The following is a 22,085-nucleotide window of genomic DNA, read 5'->3' as shown; positions in this document are numbered from 1 at the left end:
GTCATCAGAGTTAGGCTTCGCTGCGCCTCGCAAGGCCCCCTTACTAATCAAAAAAAACACTTGACCTTCTAAGCGTAGTAAGCCGGATAAATACAGTAGGAGCTACCTCGGCTCAGCAAAACTAACTGTCGACTGCTATCGAGAAAGGAAAAAATGATGAAGGTCAAACGCATAACCATAATCACTGTGGCGCTAAGCGTTGCACTCGCTATCGCAGGATGCAAGGAGGCTATTCCCTCTGTCAGTCCCGCAAAGCCACCAAGCGTTCCGGTGGCCGAAGTGATCGTTCGTCCGGTGACGCCATTTGTCGAACTCACAGGTTCGCTGACCGCGGTCAAGCGGGTTGAGCTGCGCCCGAGGGTTGCTGGCTACATTCAGAACGTAAGCCTACCCGAGGGACGCTTCGTCGAAAAGGGCAGCGAGCTCTTTCTCATTGATCCTCGGGTGTTCCAAGCCGCGCTGAACGCCGCGACGGCGCACCTGCGCCAGGCTGAAGCGGCATCGATACTTGCCCAAACGGAATATGCACGAGCCGAACAGCTATTTGCCCAAAAGATCGTTGCTCGTGATCGCTTCGACATCGCAACCGCCTCTATGAATGCAAGCAAAGCACAGGTCGACGCCGCAAAGGCAGCGGTGGATGCCGCACAATTGGATCTGAGTTTCGCACGTGTCACGGCGCCGATCAGTGGACGTGTCGGCCAAGCCCTCGTTACAGAAGGCAACTACGTCTTCAGCGGCGAGACGCCACTCACGACTATCGTTTCTATCGATCCGATCCACGTCTATTTCGATGTCGACGAACGCACTTATTTGCGATCGCTCGCCGCAGGCCGAGACCACACTACCATGCATGGTCCACAGGCGGAAAAGGTCATGGTGGCACTGCTCACCGACAAGACGTATTCGAGGCCAGGCCGTGTCGACTTCCTCTCCAACACCAGCGATCGTGGGACGGGAACAGTGCGTATCCGCGCTGTTGTCAATAACCCCGATGGGCATTTGACGCCCGGTCTTTTTGCCAAGGTTAAACTAGAGACCGGAGCGCCGCAAGCGAGGGTTCTGGTTTCCGATCATTCGATTAGTACCGATCAAGGTAGCCACTATGTGCTCGTTGTCGGCAAAGACGACAAGACGGAATATCGGCCAGTCGAGCTGGGTCCGCTGGTCGAGGGTTTGCGCGTGATCGAACAAGGTCTACAGCCCGGCGAGCACATTGTCGTCAAGGGGCTGATAGGCCCGGGCATGCAGGTCACGCCACAGTCCGCTGCGATTGACGGTACACCTATTGCGGTGTCACAAACCTCGGGAGCCGTACAATGACATTCCCACGTTTCTTCATCGATCGCCCGATTTTTGCCATCGTCCTTTCAGTTTTGATGGTGCTCGCTGGCATCGTTGCTTTCTTCCAATTGCCGCTCAGCGAGTATCCGACCGTGACGCCGCCGACGGTTCAGGTGACCGCTTCCTACCCGGGCGCCAATCCCAAGGTGATTGCAGAAACGGTAGCCGCGCCACTCGAGCAGGCGATCACTGGGGTCGAGGGCATGCTATACATGTCGTCGCAATCAGCCACTGACGGCCGAATGATCCTGACCGTCACGTTTGCGCAAGGGACGAATGCCGATATGGCACAGATCCAGGTACAAAACCGCGTCTCGCGCGCTCTGCCGCGTTTGCCGGAGGAGGTGCAGCGCCAAGGCGTCATTACGCAGAAGACTTCGCCGGACATCCTGATGGTGGTTCACCTGTTATCGCCAGACAAACGCTACGACCCTCTCTATATTTCGAACTACGCTTACCTCCAGGTGCGCGATGATCTGTCCCGTATCCCGGGTGTCAGCGACGTTCTGGTTTGGGGAGCTGGTGAATATAGTATGCGGCTCTGGCTCGATCCGAGCCTGATCGCCGCACGAGGGCTGACAGCGGGCGATGTGATTGCCGCTGTGCGCGAGCAGAACGTACAGGTAGCAGCTGGCTCCGTCGGTCAGGCTCCCAATTCCAGTGCCGCGTTCCAAGTGACAGTGAATACGCTCGGGCGGTTAACTGATGAAGAGCAGTTCGGCGACATCATCATTCGTACAGGCGGCGACGGCCAGGTGACGCGCTTGCGCGATGTCGCCCGCATTGAGATGGGGGCCGATACCTACGCATTGCGCAGTCTGCTTGACGGTGAACCTGCCGTCGCGCTGCAAATCATCCAGAGTCCGGGCGCTAACGCACTCGACGTTGCGCAGGCGGTGCGTACAACCATGCAGCGGCTTGAAGGCAACTTTCCGGAAGGACTCAGCTCGCGCATCGCGTATGACCCGACGGTGTTTGTTCGTGCCTCGCTGGAGTCGGTGGTAACCACCTTGTTGGAGGCGATTCTTCTTGTCGTTATCGTGGTGGTGCTGTTCCTGCGCAACTGGCGTGCTTCGCTCATACCCCTTATAGCGGTGCCGGTGTCGCTGATCGGCACCTTTGCCGTCATGCATCTGATGGGTTTCTCACTGAACACGTTGTCGTTGTTTGGCCTGGTGCTTTCAATCGGGATCGTCGTCGATGACGCGATCGTAGTGGTCGAGAATGTCGAACGTCACATCGAAAATGGTGAGGAACCCATTCAGGCCGCACGGCTTGCCATGGACGAAGTCACCGGTCCTATTATCGCGATCACCTCGGTGCTCGCCGCCGTTTTCATTCCGACCGCTTTTCTAAGCGGCTTGCAGGGTGAGTTCTATCGACAGTTTGCGCTCACGATTGCGATTTCAACCATTCTGTCAGCAGTTAATTCACTCACGCTCAGCCCTGCGCTCGCAGGACTCTTGTTGCGCCAGCGCCAGGCGGCAATAGTGCGAGTTCCGCGCAGTTTGCGTGGCCGCGCCGATCAGTTGTTTCGGACACTAGGCCAGCCGTTCCAGCATGCACCTGACGCTTATGGCAACACGGTGCGCAAGGTCGTGCGGATTAGCGGCGTGGCGCTTCTGGTTTACGCCGGACTCCTTGCGTTGACCTTCTTCGGATTCAAGGCCGTCCCGCCCGGCTTCGTGCCTATGCAGGACAAATATTATCTTGTTGCAATCGCCCAGCTGCCAAACGCCTCGTCACTGGACCGCACCGACGCAGTCGTCAAACAGATGTCGAAGATCGCGCTGACCGAATCAGGTGTCGAAAGCGTCGTTGCGTTTCCCGGCCTTTCTATCAATGGTTTCATCAATGTGCCAAATGCCGCGGTCATATTCATCATGCTCGACCCGTTTAAAGATCGCACTACACCCGATCTCAGCGCGATGGCGATTGCGGGGCGCTTGCAAGCCCAATTTGCCAGCATCCCCGATGGTTTCCTCGGCGTGTTCCCGCCACCTCCGGTGCCTGGCCTTGGCGCGACGGGCGGATTTAAGATGCAGGTCGAGGACCGCAGCGGTGCTGGGCTAGCAGCTCTGGTGCAGCAGACCCAGATCCTGATGACAAAAGCTACCGAGTCGGGCGAGGTGGCTGGGCTTATGACCAGTCTTGACATCAATGCGCCGCAGTTAGATGTCACCATCGATCGCACTCAGGTCATGAGCCAGGGGGTTCGTCTGGCGGATGTGTTTGAGTCGCTTCAGGTCTATCTCGGCTCTCTATATATCAACGACTTCAACCGCTTCGGTCGAACCTATAAGGTGACGGCCCAAGCCGATGCAGACCACCGCATGCAAGCCGAATCTATCGGCCGACTGCAGGTGCGCAACGCGGCCGGAGATATGCTGCCGTTGTCCTCCTTTGTCACTGTGACACCAAGTGCCGGCCCAGACCGCGTGATGCACTACAACGGTTACCCTACGGCCGACATCTCGGGCGGTGCGATGGCTGGCGTCAGCTCGGGGCAGGCTGTTGCGGTCATGGAACGATTAGCCAAGGAGGTTTTGCCTGAAGGCATGAGCTTCGAATGGACTGATCTTACCTACCAGCAAAAACTGGCTGGCGATTCTGCGCTGTTCATTTTCCCATTGTGCGTGCTGCTCGCTTATCTCATCCTCGCCGCGCAATACAACAGCTGGCTGCTGCCTCTGGCGGTTCTGCTGATCGTGCCGATGTGTCTTTTGAGCGCGATTACCGGTGTCTGGCTGGCTGGGGGCGACAACAACGTCTTTGTTCAGATTGGGCTTATCGTGCTCGTCGGTTTGGCGGCCAAAAACGCAATTTTGATCGTCGAGTTTGCACGCAGCCTCGAAGCTGCAGGAACAAGTGCGCTGGAGGCGGTCGTTGAGGCTTGTCGATTGCGGTTGCGGCCTATCGTGATGACCTCATTGGCATTTATTGCTGGCGTCGTACCGTTGATATTGGCAAGCGGTGCTGGGGCCGAAATGCGCCAGGCTATGGGGATTGCGGTCTTCGCAGGTATGCTCGGCGTGACATTGTTCGGATTATTCCTGACACCGGTTTTTTATGTAGTGATACGTGGCTTGGAGGCTCACTTCGAGCGGCACAGTTACAGTTCAAGTGCTAAGCCGCACATAGAGGAGAGCATGTCATGAGAAGTCCCTACCAAGCAGTTCTGTTACCCCTGAGTGCGCTCATCTTGACTGGATGCACGGCGGTGGGCCCAAACTACTCACTACCTTCATCGCAGTTTCCGACCAGTTTCAGTGAGCCTCCCGCCGGTCTTGGAACAGGGGCCGTTGAGGTGAAGTGGTGGGGCACCTTCGACGATCCAGCTCTGAACATCATGATCCAGCGGGCGCTCGCGGCGAACCATGACATAGGTATCGCTGTCGTTCGGCTCGAAGAGGCAAAGGCCATGTTGGGTGAGAGCCGTCAGGGCTTCCTGCCGAGCGGTGGCGCTGAGCTTGGTTATGAGAACCGTCGCCGGAGTGAGGTCGAGACGCCCCATAGTCAGTCGCGTCAGATAGAAACCTATCGCGGCGCGGTAGACGCTTCCTGGGAAATCGATCTTTTTGGCCGTGTGCGGCGATCGGTGGAGGCCGCTCAGGCGCAAGCAGGCTCCCGCGAGGCTCTGCTGCGTGGTGTGCAGGCGGGGGTCGCTGCTGCGGTGGCTGCCACTTGGTTCGAGCTACGCGGTATCGAGGCCGAACTAGCTGTAGCCGCCGACATCAGCCAAAGCCAGCGCGAAAGCCTGAGCCAGGTCGAACGTCTCGTGCACGCCGGTTCTGCCAGCGAATTCGACCAGCTCCGTGCCGAGGCCTTGTTGCACCATGTCGAGGTGGCCGTGCCCGAATTGGAGCGCCGCCGTGCGGCCTCCAGCAATGCACTGGCCATCCTTCTTGGCGAAACGCCCCAGACGTTTAGACCACCCGCTGTAACGCCTGCGCGTGAAGCGCTTGCTGTTCGAATAATCGCCGTGGGCGATCCCGCAGCACTCCTTTCTCGGCGTGCTGATATTGCGGCGGCTGAACGGACTCTCGCTGCGGCGACCGCTCGGATTGGGTTCGAGACGGCTGGTCTCTACCCCGAGATCCAAGTGCATGGTTCAATCGGGCTCGTTGCTGGAAGTCTCGATGAAGTAAATGGCTCCGGAGTGTTGTCCAGCTTCCTCGGCCCAGTCATTCGCTGGTCTCTTTTCGATACTGGGCGCGTGCGTGCCCGCATCGCCGCCAGCGAGGCTCGTACCCAAGAGGCGTTGATCGTCTACGACCAGACCGTGTTGCGCGCACTGCAGGAAACCGAGGATGCCTTCAAAGCCTATGGTGCCGCGGGTAGCACGCTTGAGCTGCGTCTGCTTGAGTCAGCCGCAAATCGCGAGGCGGCTCGTCTTGCCCGTGTGCGGTTCTCAGCAGGTGAAGGCATCTACCTTGATGTGCTCGAAGCCGAACGGTCCGACTTTGCAAGCCGGCGTGCGCTGGCAATCGCTCGCACCCACCAACGGCTTGCCGTTGTCAGCATCTACAAGGCACTGGGTGGCGGCTGGGAGATCTGCGCGCAGGCGGAGCAGGACTGCAGTGGCGCCGACGGCATTTCGAACGGACGCGTCGTGAAATAAATCACATATAGGACTTGACCTTCCCATAGCTGGAAGCATTAAGCTTTTTTTAACTCAACATTTAAGGAGTAGTTCAATGGCTTCTGTTTCCTTGCCACAAAACGCCAATCAATCCGTGTCCGCAGGCACTCGTCTGAGCCTGCCTGTCGAAGGCATGACGTGTGCATCATGTGTCGGCCGTGTCGAGCGAGCGTTGAAAGCGGTCCCTGGGGTGCAGACGGGCGTGGTCAATCTTGCCACCGAGCGCGCCGACATGACTTTCACCGGCGTAGCCGATCCGCAGGCGGTTGTCCACGCCATTCAGAACGCTGGCTACACCATTCGCGAAGAGACCATCGAGTTGGCGATCGAGGACATGACCTGCGCATCGTGTGTGGGCCGGGTAGAGAAAGCGCTCGTAAAAATTCCGGGAGTGCTCGAAGCCACTGTAAATCTGGCGACCGAGCGCGCGAGGGTGCGCCATTTTGCAGGGGTCGTCTCCACGGCAGATCTTGAAGCCGCTGTCGAACAGGCGGGTTACAAGTCCCGTCGCTTGTCCGCCGAAACGGCGAATGCTGGCGATCAGGACACTGAGCGTCGTGAGATCGAGGCGCGGGCACTGCGACGTTCTTTCATCACTGCAGCCATCCTCACCTTGCCCGTATTCATCCTTGAGATGGGCTCTCACCTTATTCCCGCCATGCATCATTGGGTGATGGGGGTTCTGGGGCAACAGACCAACTGGTATGTGCAGTTCGTGCTCGCCACCCTGGTCCTGTTCGGTCCGGGTCTGCGCTTCTTCCTAAAAGGGGTACCGGCGTTGCTGCGTGGTGCTCCCGACATGAACTCACTGGTCTCGGTCGGCACCGCGGCGGCTTATGGTTATTCGATCGTCGCAACCTTTGCCCCTGAAGCGCTGCCGCAAGGCACTGCCAACGTCTATTTTGAAGCTGCTGCTGTCATCGTTACCTTGATCCTGCTCGGACGCATGCTGGAGGCGCGCGCCAAGGGGCGAACCTCGCAAGCGATCAAGCGGCTCGTCGGACTTCAGGCTAAGACCGCATGCGTCCAGCGCAACGGCGAAACGTTTGAAATACCGCTCGATCAGGTGATGACTGGTGACATAGTGCTCGTTCGTCCGGGCGAGAAGATTCCGGTCGACGGCGAAGTCGTCGAAGGTGCCTCCTATGTTGACGAGAGCATGATCACCGGTGAGCCGGTGCCCGTATCTAAAGGGGTGGGAGCCGAAGTTGTCGGTGGCACTATCAACAAGACGGGCGCTTTCAGTTTTTGCGTCACCAAGGTCGGCGCGAATACGGTGCTCGCGCAGATCATTCGTCTGGTCGAGCAAGCGCAGGGGTCAAAGCTGCCGATCCAGGCGCTGGTCGACAAAGTGACCATGTGGTTCGTCCCAGCGGTGATGGCAGCTGCCACGCTGACCTTCCTAGTCTGGCTAATCTTCGGCCCGTCCCCAGCGCTGACCTTTGCGCTCGTTAATGCGGTCGCGGTTCTTATTATCGCTTGTCCGTGCGCTATGGGACTGGCAACGCCGACCTCAATCATGGTTGGCACCGGCCGTGCGGCCGAGCTCGGCGTACTCTTTCGTAAGGGCGAAGCCTTGCAGGCGTTGCGCGATGTGAGCGTTATCGCGCTCGACAAAACTGGCACGCTGACCAAAGGACGCCCCGAGCTGACCGATCTCGTGCCTGCCGAGGGATTTGAATACAACGAAGTTCTTGCTCTTGTTGCGGCCGTCGAGACCCGCTCCGAGCACCCGATTGCCGAATCGATCGTCACAGCCGCAAAGCAGTTGAACCTCGCCCTTGCACCTATTGAGAGCTTCGACGCAACACCGGGCTTCGGCGTGTCGGCCAAGGTCGCAGGTCGTACCGTCGCCGTCGGTGCGGATCGGTTTATGACGCAGCTCGGTCTGGATGTGTCGAGCTTGCAGTCCACCGCCCTGCGTCTTGGCGAGCAAGGCAAGAGCCCACTTTATGCCGCGATCGACGGCCGCTTGGCAGCGGTGATTGCAGTCGCAGATCCAATCAAAGATACAACGCCTGAAGCAATCAAGGCGCTGCACGCGCTCGGACTGAAAGTCGCGATGATCACTGGCGACAATGCGGCGACCGCTGCGGCGATCGCCGAGCAGCTTGGCATCGATGAAGTCTTAGCCGAGGTCCTCCCCGATGGTAAAGTCGAGGCGCTGAAGAAGTTCCGGAACAATGGCGCGCAAGTCGCCTTCGTGGGAGACGGTATCAACGACGCGCCAGCACTCGCCGAAGCTGATGTTGGGCTCGCTATCGGCACGGGAACCGATGTAGCGATAGAAGCTGCTGACGTGGTGCTAATGTCGGGCGACTTGCGTGGAGTGACGAATGCGATCGCGCTTAGTCAGGCCACGATCCGTAACATTAAGCAGAACCTTTTCTGGGCCTTCGCCTACAACGCCGTGTTGATCCCGGTTGCGGCGGGTGCGCTCTACCCGTTGAATGGCACCTTGCTTTCGCCAATTTTCGCAGCGGCCGCAATGGCACTTTCCAGTATATTTGTGCTCGGCAACGCGCTCCGACTCAAGCGTTTCAGGGCTCCGATGATGGTTTAAACCCACACCAAGTCATTGGCTTTTGGGGTGGTAGCGCAAAAGTCACGCTTGGTAGACGAATATTGTTGAAGGAGTAACACAACATGTTTTCACCAAATACGCCCTTGGATCACCTCAAGGACGATTATAGCGACGCCCGAGAACATCTCTTTGCCACTGCAAGAGTCGTCACACCTGAGGTGTGGCGGGACTATATGCATTTGATCACCACATTAGCTCTGAGCAATCTTCAGATGGAATATAGACAACATGAATGCGATCTGAATACCTGTATGCCGACGTGTTCTTTACGCCCAGAGAAATATCTGTGCGTAGGTAAACCTAAGTTTTTGGGCGTATTTGATTAATTTACTAGAAGGAGAGAATGATGAATATTGGTCAAGCAGCCAAGTTGTCCGGCATCTCGGCGAAGATGATTCGCTACTACGAACAGATTGGCTTGATACCCAAAGCTAACCGTTCTGATGCTGGCTACCGAAATTACAACTCGGCGGACGCGCAAAGCTTTCGCTTCATCCGTCGCGCACGTGACCTTGGCTTTTCTGTCGAACAAATCTCGGAACTCTTGGTCTTGTGGTGCAACCGAGATCGCGCGAGCGCCGACGTTAAGGCGTTGGCGCTCTCCCATGCCGACGGACTGAAGGCGAAGATCGTTGAACTACAAGCTATGGTGCAAACGCTCGAGCAGCTAGCTGAAAATTGCCATGGCGATGGCCGCCCGGATTGCCCGATCCTTGCGGATTTGGCTGAGCCAAGCGCTGCAGCTAAAGAACGTTCGCAAGTTCCACATAGAACACCTCGATTTGGGAGTGACACACCCGCCTCGTCACGGCATCGTCCGCCACGGTGACTAGCTCGTGAGCTTCTTCGATGGCGGCGTTTTCCAAGTTAGTTGTCACCATTGACTTACGCATCGAAGAAGCCCAAAAAGCACAATCATCAAGTTCTGTACGAGAACCACGCGAGTCGTGGCTTTGTGGTTTCTGGTCTTTATGTTTTTAGTCTTTATGCCGTGAAGCCGTTAAACCCTTCACTTACATGACTATACGCTTGAGATAAAACTTAGAACGTGTAATCGAAGTTATAACGCATGCCCAGCATGATCTGGTCATTGGTTTCGCGGTATTCAAAATCTGTCTTTTGATATTCGATGAAGGTGCTGAATTGCGGTGTTTTATGCCACTCCAGCGTAGTGTTATAGGCGTTGTATTTAGCAGAGGTGATGTCATTGCCACCATCGTCGTATCTGGACACGCCCAGCTTGATTTTATAGCTGTCAGTGATGGGATAGCAGGCGACCACATCTAATGTTGAGCCATCCAATGTGTTTCCATCGATGTCGTCTTTTTCAATGTTTTGGTAGGCTGCGGCGAGGAACAGAGAATTGAAATTTTTCGCTAGGGTTACACCGAATGTATTTTCATCCTTGTTGTCCTCTAACTCTTTATTATAAAAAGCCGCGGCAATGTAGATGAAGTCGGTTTTATAACGGATACCCGTGTTAACGAAGTCACTGCCGCCACTGCCTTTATTGCCGTCGAATTGCGCATCGGCCGAAAATAACAGGTCGCCAAACTCTTTACGATAGGTCACGAGATTATTGAGCCTGAATGGGCTCGCACTGTCATAGGCCAGAGGCGTTCCTGAGCGGTTAAAGATATCAACGGGATCGGAAATCATTTCCTGCGTGACGGCTTGTTTACCTATGGCAACGCTACCAAAAAATCCCTTTAATCCGACATAGGCTTTGCGCGCATCGCCAAAGTCACCGTCATCTTTGATATCGACCTTAAATTCCCCTTTCGCAAAACCGACTAAGCCATTACCGAGTTGGTGCTCTGCAGCAAAACCAATCCGCGAGTTTGCATCGCCTACATCCCACACATCGTCCGAGTTAGTGTGGGTCAGGCCGAAGGTTGGGCGTAAAGAGCCATAAAAATTAAACTGGGTATCCGATGACACTGATGGCTCATTTTCTTGAGCTTCGAGCATGGCGAGTCTCTGCTGAATTTGTTGTAATTCAGTGCGTAATTCGTCATTGGTTTCTGCTGTATTATTGGCTTGAACGGCAAAAATAGGTGTGGCAAAGCTCAGCACAAGTATGGCTGATGTAAGTTTAGACGGTTTCATTTATGTTTCCTTACATAACAACTACTCGCGTTACGCTAATGGATTTTGTTGCCGATTGAGCTGTATCGCTAGTAGTAAGGAGCTGCACTTGTGATAGTGCTGGGGAGGCGCCTAACTAAGAAAATTAGGCTTCGTAACTCAGCAGCTGACAGATAAAAGCTGTCAGCTGGTTTTGGAAAGGTGTTGCCCTAAAACCCCGCTAACGCAACGGGACTTTAGGTTAAGGAAAACTAGAGTATGCTCGCGGCCATTTTGCGGCGCAGGTAAGCGATTTGCTGCATGTGTGGCAAATCTTTGGGGCAGTTATCTTGGCAGCCGAGTAGCGTCATACAGCCGAACACGCCGTCTTGATTGCCAATCACATGGTAGAAATCATCCGCGCTGCGGCTGTCTCTGCTATCCATTTCAAAGCGGGCAATTTTCATCATGCCAACCGCGCCGACAAAGGTGTCACGCATTTGTTTGGTGGCGCAGGCCGACACGCAAACGCCACATTCGACGCAGCGTTCTAGCTCATAGATCCGTGCGGCTTCTTCGGGTGCCATTGGATTTTCGAGCCGATGAATGTCCTGATCATCGGGTCTAGGGTGCAGCCACAGTTTTAAGCGTTCGGCTAATTCACGCATAAATTTACCCGTATTCACCGACAAATCGCCAATCAGCTCGAAGCCAGGTAGCGGCATGAGGGTGATTTCGCCATTAGGGTAATTTGCCGTTAACGTGCGACAGGCAAGCGTGGGGAAACCATTGATCACCATGGCGCAACTGCCACAGATGCCCGCGCGGCAGACAAAGTCGAACTGCAGTGACGGGTCTTGTAGCTCACGTAGTTGATTTAAGGCGATAAATACTGTCATGCCCGGTGTTTCAGTCAACTGATAACGTTCCATCTTTGGCTTGTCTTGGCCATCTTGCGGATCGTAGCGAAAGATATTAAAGCTGATTTGACGGCTCATAGTGGTTTGTTTCCTACCGGTTGGGCTGGAGTGATCGCTAAGGTATCGCTGAGGCGTTCATTAGGAGCCTGCAGGTGGCTTGGCAGCTCGTATGGCATCAGGGCTCGCTGCAGTGTGTTTCTATCGGGATCATCACCTAAGCTCGCGAGCACTTGATTGATTTCTTGTACGCGTTTTTCGGTATCGGGATGGGCGATAGTATTGTCGTTACCGTAGCCCCGGTATCCCGGTGGTAGCTCCATTTTCATCACATCTAACGCTTCATAACGCAGCACAGGTTCCAGTGACTCGGCATCTGGCCAAGTTGCCAGCGTGCGGTTAAGCCAATCTTTATCGTTGCGTTGTGGGTAATCTTCCCGTGAATGGGCGCCGCGGCTTTCAGTGCGAGCCTCTGCACCACAGGCGACGGTTAGGGCTACTTTCAACATACGGGTGACGCGCAGCGCTTCGACTAACTCAGGATTGGAGTGACGTTTTTTACATTTAAGGCCAAGATTTTTTGCCCGCAGCAGTAAGTCTTTCAAGCCTTTAATGGCTTTATCTAACTCGGGTCCATTACGGAAGATCCCGACGTAGTTCATCATGATGCGTTGCATTTCTTTCTTTATTTGGAAGGGGTTTTCTGTGCCGTTGCCTTCGACCAGTCCATCGATTTCTTGCTGCAATTTATCAATGAATTTTTGAGTCAGCGCAGTATCAATTTCTAAGTCGTTATTCTCACAAAAATCAGCCACATATTTGCCGATGATCATGCCGCCAACCACAGTTTCTGCCACCGAATTACCGCCTAAACGGTTAAAACCATGCATGTCCCAACAGGCCGCTTCTCCGACACTGAACAGTCCTTTGAGTTGTGGACTCTCACCTGTGGCATTGGTGCGCACGCCGCCCATGGAATAATGCTGGGTAGGCCTGACGGGGATCCAATCTTTGCACGGATCGATACCGAGGAAATAATCACAAATCTCTTTCACTTCGCGCAGGTTGGTTTCGATATGCTCACGGCCCAGCTGCGTAATATCCAGCCACAGATGCGGGCCGTAAGGGCTTTCGACTCCATTGCCTTTACGCATGTGCTCTGTCATGCGGCGGGAAACCACATCGCGGGAAGCGAGTTCTTTTTTCTCTGGCTCGTAATCTGGCATAAAGCGATGACCGTCTTTATCACGCAGAATACCGCCATCACCACGACATCCTTCAGTGGTGAGGATCCCCGCGGGCACTATGGCGGTGGGGTGAAACTGCACCGCTTCCATATTGCCTAAGGTGGCGACACCTGTGTCGAGTGCTAACGCTTGGCCTATGCCTTCGCAGATGGTGGCATTGGTCGATATTTCATAAATCTTGCCATAACCGCCAGTGGCGATGGTGGTGGATTTGGCGACATAAGCGCGCAATTCACCTGTGACTAAACATCGGGCAATGACTCCATGGCAACGCTTACCGTCATGGATCAGCGACAGGGCTTCAATCCGTTCATGTACTGGAATGCCCATGGAGATAGCTTGGTTATCGACCGCGTACAGTAAAGAGTGGCCAGTGCCGTCGGCGGTGTAACAAGTACGCCATTTTTTAGTGCCACCAAAATCGCGGGCATTGATCAGGCCGTGAGCTTCTTCAGCCTCATTGAGCGTTACCCTTTGTGCGTTCATGATGACTTCACGTGGGCCGGCAGATATTCTCGACCAAGGTACGCCCCAGTTGGTGAGTTCGCGGATCGCTTTCGGTGCAACGTGGGCAAACATGCGTGCGACATCTTGATCGCAGCCCCAGTCAGAACCTTTGACTGTGTCTTGAAAGTGAATGTCTTCGTTATCGCCCATGCCTTTAACGGTATTGCCTAGGCTGGCTTGCATTCCGCCCTGTGCGGCGGCCGAATGTGAACGTTTTGCGGGAATTAACGATAGCACTAAGGTATCTAGGCCTCGCTCTTTGGTGGCAATCGCGACTCTGAGGCCTGCCAATCCTGCGCCAATGACTAATGAGTCTGTATAAATGATTTTCAAATCAGATCCTTATCTAATAATTTAGATAACATTTCATGGATTTATCATTGCGCTCCTCGGGCATAGATGCGCTGCAACTATGTATCAGAGGAGGATCCGTATGTTGTTTGTCTTGCTACACAGGCTAGGTGCGCCGATAGCGTCATGCCCATTACTGAGGAATAAACGGTTGTACTGGCAAAACTAATTCGATACCAATATTGATATAGGTCACTAGGCTTAATGTGCCTAAACACAATAAATAGACGATCAATACTTGCGCGATAGTGCGGATAAGTGGACGGTTACTACTCACACCCCACTTTAATATCACTCGGTATAAACCAACGATGCCGTGGAATAACACGATAGGTAAAAACACCACGTATAAGAGCCAAGCGTTATCGTGGTAAACCCGTTCGGCCGAAAGGTGAGGGCCAATATCAGGGTTTAAAATCATAGTGGCAAGATGGGCTGACACTAAGAAAAACAGTAAGAAACCGGTGATCATCTGCCAGAACCATGCTTGGGTATCTCTATGCTTGATAGTCGACATAAAGCCACGCATCGCTCGCCATTGGCCTAATTGCACTGGAAAACGACGTAGTGCGGTGGCGGCATGTACTGCAACAATCACCAGCATAATGACTGAAATGATCTGGGTCACGATGGGGAAGCCATGACCCGTCGAGCTAAACATACTGCCTTCTAAGAATTGCACCATGTGAAAAAAGGTTTCTTTACCAAATAAAATGCTCGCCTCGAAATGCATATGAAATAAGAGGAAAATACCTAATATAAGCCCAGTCACACTTTGTAAGCAGTCTGCTTGAGCCGACCAAGCTTGGCCAAATGGTCCGCCGTTAATGGCGGTAGGAACACGCGTTTTTGCTGACATTAATTCACCTCTTACTCGATTTGCTATGGCGTGAATGTACCTGCATCACGCCAAAACAAAGTCTATAGATACAGATTAAAAGAAGAGGGTTAATCCATTTGTAGGCATTAGCCCTGAGAGCACTTAGGGTAAAATTGAGCTACAGCATCATGCCGCCAAACAGGAAGGCCAATGCCACACTGGTGGCAATCGTCACAACGCCAGGGACCAGGAACGGATGGTTAAATACCGCCTTACCAATCCGAGTCGAGCCAGTATCATCCATCTCGACCGCAGCCAGTAGCGTGGGGTAAGTCGGTAATACAAACAGCGCGCTGACGGCGGCGAAAGAGGCTACGGCTGTCAATGGACTTACACCAATCGCCAAGGCTGCGGGCATCAGCGCCTTCGTTGTCGCGCCTTGGGAGTAGAGCAGCATAGAGGCAAAGAATAAGGTTACCGATAATAACCAAGGCTGACTTTGCAGTAAGGTGCCGGCAAGATCTTTGATTTCCTCGATATGATTCGACACTAAGGTATCGCCTAACCAAGCCACACCTAACACACAAACACAGGCTGACATGCCTGACTTGAAGGTGGCCGCATTAGAGATTTCGCTCGCGTCTAACTTACAGAAAATCGTAATAGCGGCAGCTGCCGTGAGCATCAGCACCATAATGGCGGCGTCGCGTGGCAATACAGGGTCAACAATCAAACCGACTTTGTCTGATATCGCAGTGGCATATGCCATGACAGCCGCAATCGCCAGCAAGAAAATCATCACAGATCGTTTCGCGCCAGCTTTAATTTTGATCTCCGTTTTACCGCGTGTTTTGACTAAACCTTTGGCTAAGCGTTCTTGATAGACAGGATCATCGGCAAGTTCTTTGCCCATTAAGTTGGCAACAACGGCTCCGACCATGCAGGCGAGGAAAGTTGAGGGAATACAAACGGCTAACAGCACTAAATAATCTACGCCAAACGGCTCTAAGATACCTGAGAAGAACACGACAGCCGCTGAAATCGGTGAGGCGGTAATGGCGACTTGAGATGCGACAACGGCAATAGATAAGGGACGAGAGGGGCGAATGCCTTGCTCTTTTGCGACTTCGGCAATAACAGGTAAGGTGGAGAATGCTGTGTGGCCTGTACCCGCAAAAAGTGTCATGAAATAGGTGACGACAGGGGCCAGAAAGGTGATTTGTTTGGGATGCTTACGTAATAATTTTTCTGCCAGTGAGACTAAATAATCCATCCCTCCAGACACTTGCATGGCCGCGATTGCGGTGATAACTGACATAATGATGAGGATCACGTCAATCGGGATATTGCCCGGTTTGAGTCCCATCCCCGCGGTCAGTATCAGTACCCCGACACCGCCAGCGAAGCCGACTCCCATGCTACCCATCCTTGCACCAAGGTAAATAGCCCCGAGGACGATAATTATCTCTAATATAATCATAGTGTTAACTCTATTTTATTTTTAATTTCAATAGCCTGCGCATATTCACTCTGCGCAGGCTTATTCTTGAATCATCGAGTTGTGGACTGGGGAAGGCTCCCCAGCCCCACTGAGTTACACTTTGGCTTTGCTGGTGTTGCGTTTAGCCTGATATTTAGGATTCATCAGGTTTTCAACCGAGAGAATGTCATCGAGTTCTTCAACCGTTAACAAACCGCGTTCGAGTACCACTTCACGGACATTTTTACCCGTTTGAGCGCAAATCTTGCCTATGATGTCACCTTCATGGTGGCCGATGATTGGGTTAAGGTAGGTCACGATCCCGATAGAGTTCATCACATGGGCCATGCAGATCTCTGGATTGGCTGTGATACCTTCAACGCATTTTTCACGCAGGGAGATACAGGCATTGCCCATCAAACTGAGCGACTCAAACATCGCCTGTCCAATCACAGGTTCCATTACGTTAAGCTGTAATTGGCCAGCTTCGGCAGCCATAGTGATAGTGATATCATTGCCGACAATCTTAAAGGCAACCTGATTGACGACCTCAGGGATCACAGGGTTAACCTTGGCTGGCATGATGGAGGAACCCGCTTGCAGCTCAGGAAGATTAATCTCCTTCAGACCTGTACGTGGACCCGATGAAAGTAAGCGTAGGTCGTTACAAATCTTGGACATTTTAATCGCCATACGCTTAATTGCACTGTGCAGCATAACGTAGGCACCACAATCGGATGTCGCTTCGATTAAATCTTCCGCTGGCACATAGGCGCGGCCAGTAATGTCTGCCAGATACTTAATGGCTAATGCGGAATAACCGACAGGCGTATTGAGCCCTGTACCAATGGCGGTTGCGCCTAAGTTCACTTCTAACAACAGCTCTTGGCAACGCTTGATGGACTTAATTTCTTCTCGCAATGTAACAGCAAAGGCATGAAACTCTTGGCCTAAGGTCATAGGCACGGCATCTTGCAATTGAGTGCGGCCCATTTTTAAGACGGTTTTAAACTCTGTGGCTTTAGTGTCGAAAGCGCTGATAAGGTCGGTTAATGCATCTAACAGAATATCGGTACTGTTGATGACCGCAATGCGAAAGCCGGTAGGATAGGCATCGTTAGTCGATTGGCATTTATTCACATGGTCATTAGGATTGATGACATCGTAACGGCCTTTTTCTAGCCCCATGATCTCCAGTGCAACGTTGGCTAATACCTCATTGGTATTCATGTTGACTGAAGTGCCTGCGCCTCCTTGATAAACATCGACCGGAAATTGATCAACAAATCGACCCGTTGTGAGTATTAGATCGCACGCTTCAATAATTTTGTCAGCGATTTCAGGACTTACAGCGCCTAATTCACTGTTAGCCATGGCAGCGGCTTTTTTTGTTAGCATCATGCCACGGACTAATTCAGGTACATCGGAAATTTTTTGATTACTCAGCTTAAAGTTTTCGATGGCACGTAATGTATGTATGCCATAATAAAACTCATTGGAAACTTCTTTCGTGCCCAATAAATCTTCTTCGATCCGTACGCTATTAGTATCTTTCATTTCGATCCTATTAAATCCAATTAATAGTAAGATATATCTCCGAGTATTGAGTTGTGGATGTGTACAATAAGTATACGTAACACATCAAGAATAACTCATCGAAAACATGAAGGAGAATCGTCTCCTTGACTATCGAAGTAGATCTTAACGCTTTGGCAATAACAGGATTAGGATGGTGATCACTTAACTGTTTGAAATAGTGTATTTCTTTTGTTTCTTAGATAAGTCTCTCAACTCGGATCACTAGTGTGAGCCATTACTTTTTGATGCAAATTAGCTATAGATTTGTTATTCGTTAACCAATCGGCGACATATTTATTCAAGTGTTTTTAAATTTAAATAAACCATACGATATTTAATTGTCACCGCGTCAATAGCGAATAATCATTGATTAGTTAAATCTACTCAATAATAAATGCATGGTGTTTTCCTTAAAGTTTAAATAATCAATTAGATAACGCTAAATCTGTTATTTTATTTTAGTGAGAGCTATCACAGTGAGGCTTAGACAATAGTGCACACTGTGGGCGTTTATTATTAATCAAAGGATGTAAGCATGAATTTTCCAATGCGTAAGCTTTTGCTCTCGGTCACTTTAGGGTTATTTCTCTCCTCCGCGGCGCAGGCACTTCCACAGGTACGTATTATTGCCACGGGTGGCACTATTGCGGGAGTCGGACAATCGGCTACTGAGTCTAACTATCAGGCTGGTGAAGTGGGCATTAGTAGCTTAATTGCGGCCGTGCCTGAAATGAAACAACTTGCCGATATTCAAGGTGAGCAACTGGTTAAAATCGGTTCGCAGGATATGAACGATAAAGTTTGGCTAGCCTTAGCCAAGCGCATCAATCTGTTATTGGCTGATAAAGATGTCGACGGTATCGTCATTACCCATGGTACTGATACCTTAGAGGAAACGGCGTATTTTTTAAATCTCACCATCAAGAGCGATAAGCCTGTAGTACTGGTTGGGGCAATGCGTCCATCAACTGCCATGAGTGCCGATGGCCCGATGAATTTGTATAACGCAGTCGCGACCGCCGCTAACCTCGAATCTAAAGGTCGAGGCGTGTTGGTGGTGATGAACGATACCGTATTGAATGCCCGCGATGTGACTAAGACTAACACTACAGGCGTACACACTTTTGCCGCGCCTAACTTTGGCCCGCTTGGCGTTATCCATAACAGCAAGATTGAGTACATGGGTAATACTGAGCGTCAACATACTACGCAAACGCCTTTTGATGTCAGCAAACTCGACAAGTTACCGCAGGTAGGCATAGTGTATAGCTACGCCAATGCCAGTGATTTACCAGCCAAAGCCATGGTTGAAGCGGGTTTTGATGGCATAGTCAGTGCCGGTGTGGGTAACGGTAATATCTACCACTCTATATTCGATGTTTTAGCTAAAGCGAGTCAAAAAGGCACCTTAGTCGTTCGCTCTAGCCGAGTGCCCACAGGTGCAACGACGCTCGATGCTGAGATAGATGATGCTAAATACGGTTTTATTGCAGCAGGTAATCTTAACCCGCAAAAAGCCCGTATATTGTTGATGCTATCTTTAACGAAAAGCAAAGATCCACAGCAGATCCAACGTTGGTTTCAACAGTTTTAGGATTTCAGTTGAGTGATAAAAAAAAAGCCGTGCGCATATTCGTAGGGCTTTTGCATTTTGTCATTTAGGGTTCCACTCAGATTTTCAATCAAGAGCTGGCTAAGGATGGCTTTACATTTCCCTTGGATTCATAAGTAACCCTAGTAAAGCAATACTTATTAGAAAATAACTAACACTGATAATGATACATCTTGGGCTTTAAATGCTATCTCAGTATCCATATTGAGTTTATGCAATTTTTCTTCAAATCCTTCAGCAACTTCCCTGATGATTTAAGTATCCTTCAAAAAAGTATTTCTCTAATTCATCTCTGATTGTAGTACTTATAATATTTTTATTTTGTATTCAATAAACACTTGTTATTGTTATGTTTCATGTGTAAATAGAATGAAGTTGCCTGCAATAGGTATGAGGAGGGAGATTTGGCTAGAAGAGGTAGTCTTCTTGGCTTAACAATTAAAGTTGTTAAAGCTATTGATAAAGCAGGTAAACAAGCCGCTAGGGATGCAGAACGTAGACAAAAAACAGCCGCGAGAGATAGAGCTAAAGCGGAAAGAGAGTATCAGAAACGATTACGGGAGCAGGAACGAGAGGCTATGCGAGCTGAAAAAAATGGTGCTACTCGGGCTATGCAGGCTGAGAGGTTGAGTGCAGCTCTCGAAAAGCAACAATTTAAAAACTCACTTGTAGATGCCCAGACAGAATATGATGAAAGATGTTTGGAAAGAGCGGCTTTACGTAAACAATTTATCAACGAAGTACTAAGGTAGCCACATGGATAACAATTTACTTATAGTCGTGATTAGTGCATTTATAGCCGTAATAATTAGCTATTTTATAGCAAATTATTATTTTAATAAGAGATTTAATGAATACAAAAAGAGCGTCGATTCAAAATTTGATGAATATAAAAGCCTTGATGAGGCTCTAGTTAGAGTTCAAGATAAAATAGCACTAGTTCAAGAAGAGTTAGATCTAGGTACACAAGCTCTTAGCAAAGTGAAAGAAGAGACTTACGAGTTACAAGAACTGAAGAAAAATGAGAGCAAGCTTTCGGAGAACGTTCGTCAGCATACAGCTTTAATTATTAGATTTAAAGATGAAGAAGCAAACCTAGTATCTAAAATTGAAACGCTGAAAAATGAGAAGAACGAGTTAATGGGCGTTTTAGATCTATATTCTCGTTTAGATGAGTATACATCAATCGGGCATTTTGAAATGCCGGACTATCTTTATGAAACATCAGCAAGATTTTCTGAGGAAATTAAAGATATTCGAGTTCAGCAAAAGGAGATGATTAAACTAAAGAAAGCGATTCAATATCCTGCTTCAGTAGTGGTGGTGAATGATAAGACGTTAAATAGAAAAATATTAGATGGCCAAGTCAAGCTAATGCTAATTGCTTTTAATACTGAGTGTGATTTTCTTATTGGAAAAGTTAGCCCAATGAAGTGGTCAACTAAATTTGGCCACGGTTTTAGAATCTTCCCAAAATCTTCGCTCTGATTCATTTGGGCTTAATCCTGCATTATAATGATGTGGCCTGACTTGGCTATAATAGCCAATAATATAATCAGTCACATCTTGTTTAGCTTCAACAAAACTCTTATAGCCTTGCGTTGGCACCCATTCCGTTTTTAAACTCCTGAAAAATCGCTCCATTGGCGCATTATCCCAGCAGTTACCTCGGCGACTCATGCTCTGGGTTATTTGATATTTCCACAGCCGTTGACGGTATTTAAGGCTAGTGTAATGACTGCCTTGGTCTGAGTGAAATATCAGGTTTTTAGGCTTACTCCGTGATTCAAATGCCATTTCCAGTGCTTTCACCGTTAACTCAGTATCTGGTGAAAATGACATTGCCCAACCCACCGCTTTTCTGGAAAATAAGTCCAGTACAACCGCTAAATAGCACCAGCGATTACCCGCCCAAATGTAAGTGACATCGCCACACCAGACGGTGTTTGGTTCAACCACTGCAAATTGTCGTTCGAGTATATTGGGGATAGCGACATGCTCCTTCCCAGCCTTCTTGTAGTGATGTTTCGGTTGTTGGCAACTGACTAATCCTAGCTTTTTCATTAGCCTAGTTGCTCGATAACGACTTAGTGCAAAACCCCGTTCAGAAGCGATAGTGGCAATGTTTCTCGCACCAGCGGACTGGTTGCTTTGCGTATGTATCGCTTTGACTTCACATTCTAAACGTCGCTGCTCTGGCGTCACAATATGCTCATGACTCACCCAATAACGATAACTACTGCGGTTCACGTTAAATGCATGGCATAACACTGAAATAGGATATTTATTGCTCTCATTGAGCTTCTCGATTATCGAGAAGTGTTCAGCGAGTCCGACATCAAGAGAGCGGTAGCCTTTTTTAGGATTTCTTTCTCAAGATTAATCCGCTCAATTTCTCGTTTAAGTGCCCTAATCTCTATCTGCTCAGGCGTCATGGGTGAGGCTTTAGGAGCAAGCCCTTTGCGCTCGACCTGAAGCTGCGTTACCCACTTACTGACCGTTGATTTACCTACGTTCATGGCTTTGGCTGCCGCTTCTTGTGTATAGCCCTGGTCAATGACTAATTGGGCAGTTTCGAGCTTAATCGCTGCGCTATATCGTGCACGTTTACTTTTATTCATTTTGTCACCTAAATTCGCTATGAATGAGATCATAACATTTCTTATTAGGTGGCCAAATTCACTATGCCATATATGGACGCCTCAGCTTTTACAACACTTTTGAATGATTGGTTCACTACCATATATTCGGCGTCTAAATAGGCTTTTTACCCGCGCCATGATGTAAATCCGAAACCTATTACCTTATCACTACATCGGCATTTAATGCCTTGGTCAAGTCAGGCTCTAATAGGTACGGTTGACCGTTTATTCATCAGTGCATGTAAACTTTTACGTGATGCTTAACGTCTTACGCAAACGCTTTATTAACGTCGA

16 protein-coding genes are annotated in these 22,085 nt (G+C 50.5%); 9 read left to right on the top strand and 7 right to left on the bottom strand.

Annotation, left to right across the window (positions count from 1 at the left end; all coding sequences use genetic code 11):
* Window positions 1-153: 153 nt before the first annotated feature.
* The 6 genes from L5M71_RS07840 to cueR all read left to right on the top strand — a co-directional run bounded on the left by L5M71_RS07840 (window position 154) and on the right by cueR (window position 9,399).
* Window positions 154-1,323 carry an efflux RND transporter periplasmic adaptor subunit gene (locus tag L5M71_RS07840; protein ID WP_317630039.1) on the top strand — a complete coding sequence of 390 codons (1,170 nt, stop codon included), beginning with the start codon at window positions 154-156 and terminating at the stop codon, window positions 1,321-1,323.
* Window positions 1,320-4,502: an efflux RND transporter permease subunit gene (locus tag L5M71_RS07835; protein ID WP_263206819.1), complete on the top strand. Its 3,183-nt coding sequence runs from the start codon at window positions 1,320-1,322 to the stop codon at window positions 4,500-4,502. The genes L5M71_RS07840 and L5M71_RS07835 overlap by 4 nt, the downstream gene beginning before the upstream one ends.
* On the top strand, window positions 4,499-5,965 hold the full coding sequence (locus L5M71_RS07830; RefSeq protein ID WP_263206817.1) for an efflux transporter outer membrane subunit: 1,467 nt from the start codon (window positions 4,499-4,501) through the stop codon (window positions 5,963-5,965). Before L5M71_RS07835 ends, L5M71_RS07830 begins: the two co-directional genes overlap by 4 nt.
* Before the next feature lie 76 nt (window positions 5,966-6,041).
* The gene (locus L5M71_RS07825) at window positions 6,042-8,549 is read left to right on the top strand and encodes a heavy metal translocating P-type ATPase (protein ID WP_263206815.1); all 2,508 of its coding nucleotides are present in this window, start codon (window positions 6,042-6,044) and stop codon (window positions 8,547-8,549) included.
* An 83-nt stretch (window positions 8,550-8,632) separates the two neighbouring features.
* The gene (locus L5M71_RS07820; RefSeq protein WP_105252487.1) at window positions 8,633-8,896 is read left to right on the top strand and encodes a hypothetical protein; all 264 of its coding nucleotides are present in this window, start codon (window positions 8,633-8,635) and stop codon (window positions 8,894-8,896) included.
* Between the two features lie 20 nt (window positions 8,897-8,916).
* Window positions 8,917-9,399 carry a Cu(I)-responsive transcriptional regulator gene (cueR, locus tag L5M71_RS07815; RefSeq protein WP_105252486.1) on the top strand — a complete coding sequence of 161 codons (483 nt, stop codon included), beginning with the start codon at window positions 8,917-8,919 and terminating at the stop codon, window positions 9,397-9,399.
* A gap of 212 nt (window positions 9,400-9,611) precedes the next feature.
* On the opposite strand, the gene L5M71_RS07810 is transcribed toward cueR, so the two are convergent.
* From L5M71_RS07810 to aspA, 6 genes are all read right to left on the bottom strand, one after another.
* The gene (locus L5M71_RS07810; protein ID WP_263206811.1) at window positions 9,612-10,679 is read right to left on the bottom strand and encodes a porin; all 1,068 of its coding nucleotides are present in this window, start codon (window positions 10,677-10,679) and stop codon (window positions 9,612-9,614) included.
* A gap of 230 nt (window positions 10,680-10,909) precedes the next feature.
* Complete coding sequence (locus L5M71_RS07805) at window positions 10,910-11,635, bottom strand: fumarate reductase iron-sulfur subunit (protein ID WP_113940031.1); 726 nt, start codon at window positions 11,633-11,635, stop codon at window positions 10,910-10,912.
* Window positions 11,632-13,641 (bottom strand): fumarate reductase flavoprotein subunit, encoded by a 2,010-nt coding sequence (locus L5M71_RS07800; RefSeq protein ID WP_263206809.1) that lies wholly within the window; start codon window positions 13,639-13,641, stop codon window positions 11,632-11,634. Before L5M71_RS07800 ends, L5M71_RS07805 begins: the two co-directional genes overlap by 4 nt.
* Window positions 13,642-13,792: 151 nt before the next feature.
* Window positions 13,793-14,518 (bottom strand): fumarate reductase cytochrome b subunit, encoded by a 726-nt coding sequence (locus tag L5M71_RS07795; protein ID WP_263179777.1) that lies wholly within the window; start codon window positions 14,516-14,518, stop codon window positions 13,793-13,795.
* A gap of 139 nt (window positions 14,519-14,657) precedes the next feature.
* Window positions 14,658-15,959 (bottom strand): anaerobic C4-dicarboxylate transporter, encoded by a 1,302-nt coding sequence (locus tag L5M71_RS07790; protein ID WP_105251341.1) that lies wholly within the window; start codon window positions 15,957-15,959, stop codon window positions 14,658-14,660.
* Window positions 15,960-16,073: 114 nt separating this feature from the next.
* Window positions 16,074-17,516, bottom strand: coding sequence for an aspartate ammonia-lyase (aspA, locus tag L5M71_RS07785; RefSeq protein WP_212600104.1), 1,443 nt, complete (start codon window positions 17,514-17,516; stop codon window positions 16,074-16,076).
* 556 nt (window positions 17,517-18,072) lie between these two features.
* Between aspA and ansB the strand changes: the two genes are divergently transcribed.
* The 3 genes from ansB to L5M71_RS07770 all read left to right on the top strand — a co-directional run bounded on the left by ansB (window position 18,073) and on the right by L5M71_RS07770 (window position 20,637).
* Window positions 18,073-19,131, top strand: coding sequence for an L-asparaginase 2 (gene ansB, locus L5M71_RS07780; RefSeq protein ID WP_263206807.1), 1,059 nt, complete (start codon window positions 18,073-18,075; stop codon window positions 19,129-19,131).
* Between the two features lie 422 nt (window positions 19,132-19,553).
* Entirely contained in the window at window positions 19,554-19,901 is a 348-nt protein-coding gene (locus L5M71_RS07775; protein WP_263206805.1) for a hypothetical protein, read from the top strand.
* Between the two features lie 4 nt (window positions 19,902-19,905).
* Entirely contained in the window at window positions 19,906-20,637 is a 732-nt protein-coding gene (locus L5M71_RS07770) for a hypothetical protein (RefSeq protein ID WP_263206804.1), read from the top strand.
* Here L5M71_RS07770 and L5M71_RS07765 read toward each other — a convergent pair.
* Window positions 20,587-21,770, bottom strand: a protein-coding gene (locus L5M71_RS07765; RefSeq protein WP_263206803.1) for an IS3 family transposase whose coding sequence is annotated in 2 segments (ribosomal slippage) — window positions 20,587-21,512 and window positions 21,512-21,770 — 1,185 coding nt in all. Because the reading frame shifts where the segments join, the coding sequence is not laid out codon by codon here. The two genes, L5M71_RS07770 and L5M71_RS07765, sit on opposite strands and share 51 nt — an antisense overlap.
* Window positions 21,771-22,085 lie beyond the last annotated feature (315 nt).

The sequence above is a fragment of the Shewanella sp. SW1 genome, from assembly GCF_025653545.1.
Taxonomy (GTDB): Bacteria; Pseudomonadota; Gammaproteobacteria; order Enterobacterales; family Shewanellaceae; genus Shewanella; species Shewanella oncorhynchi.
This window is presented reverse-complemented; position numbering and strand designations above follow the sequence as displayed.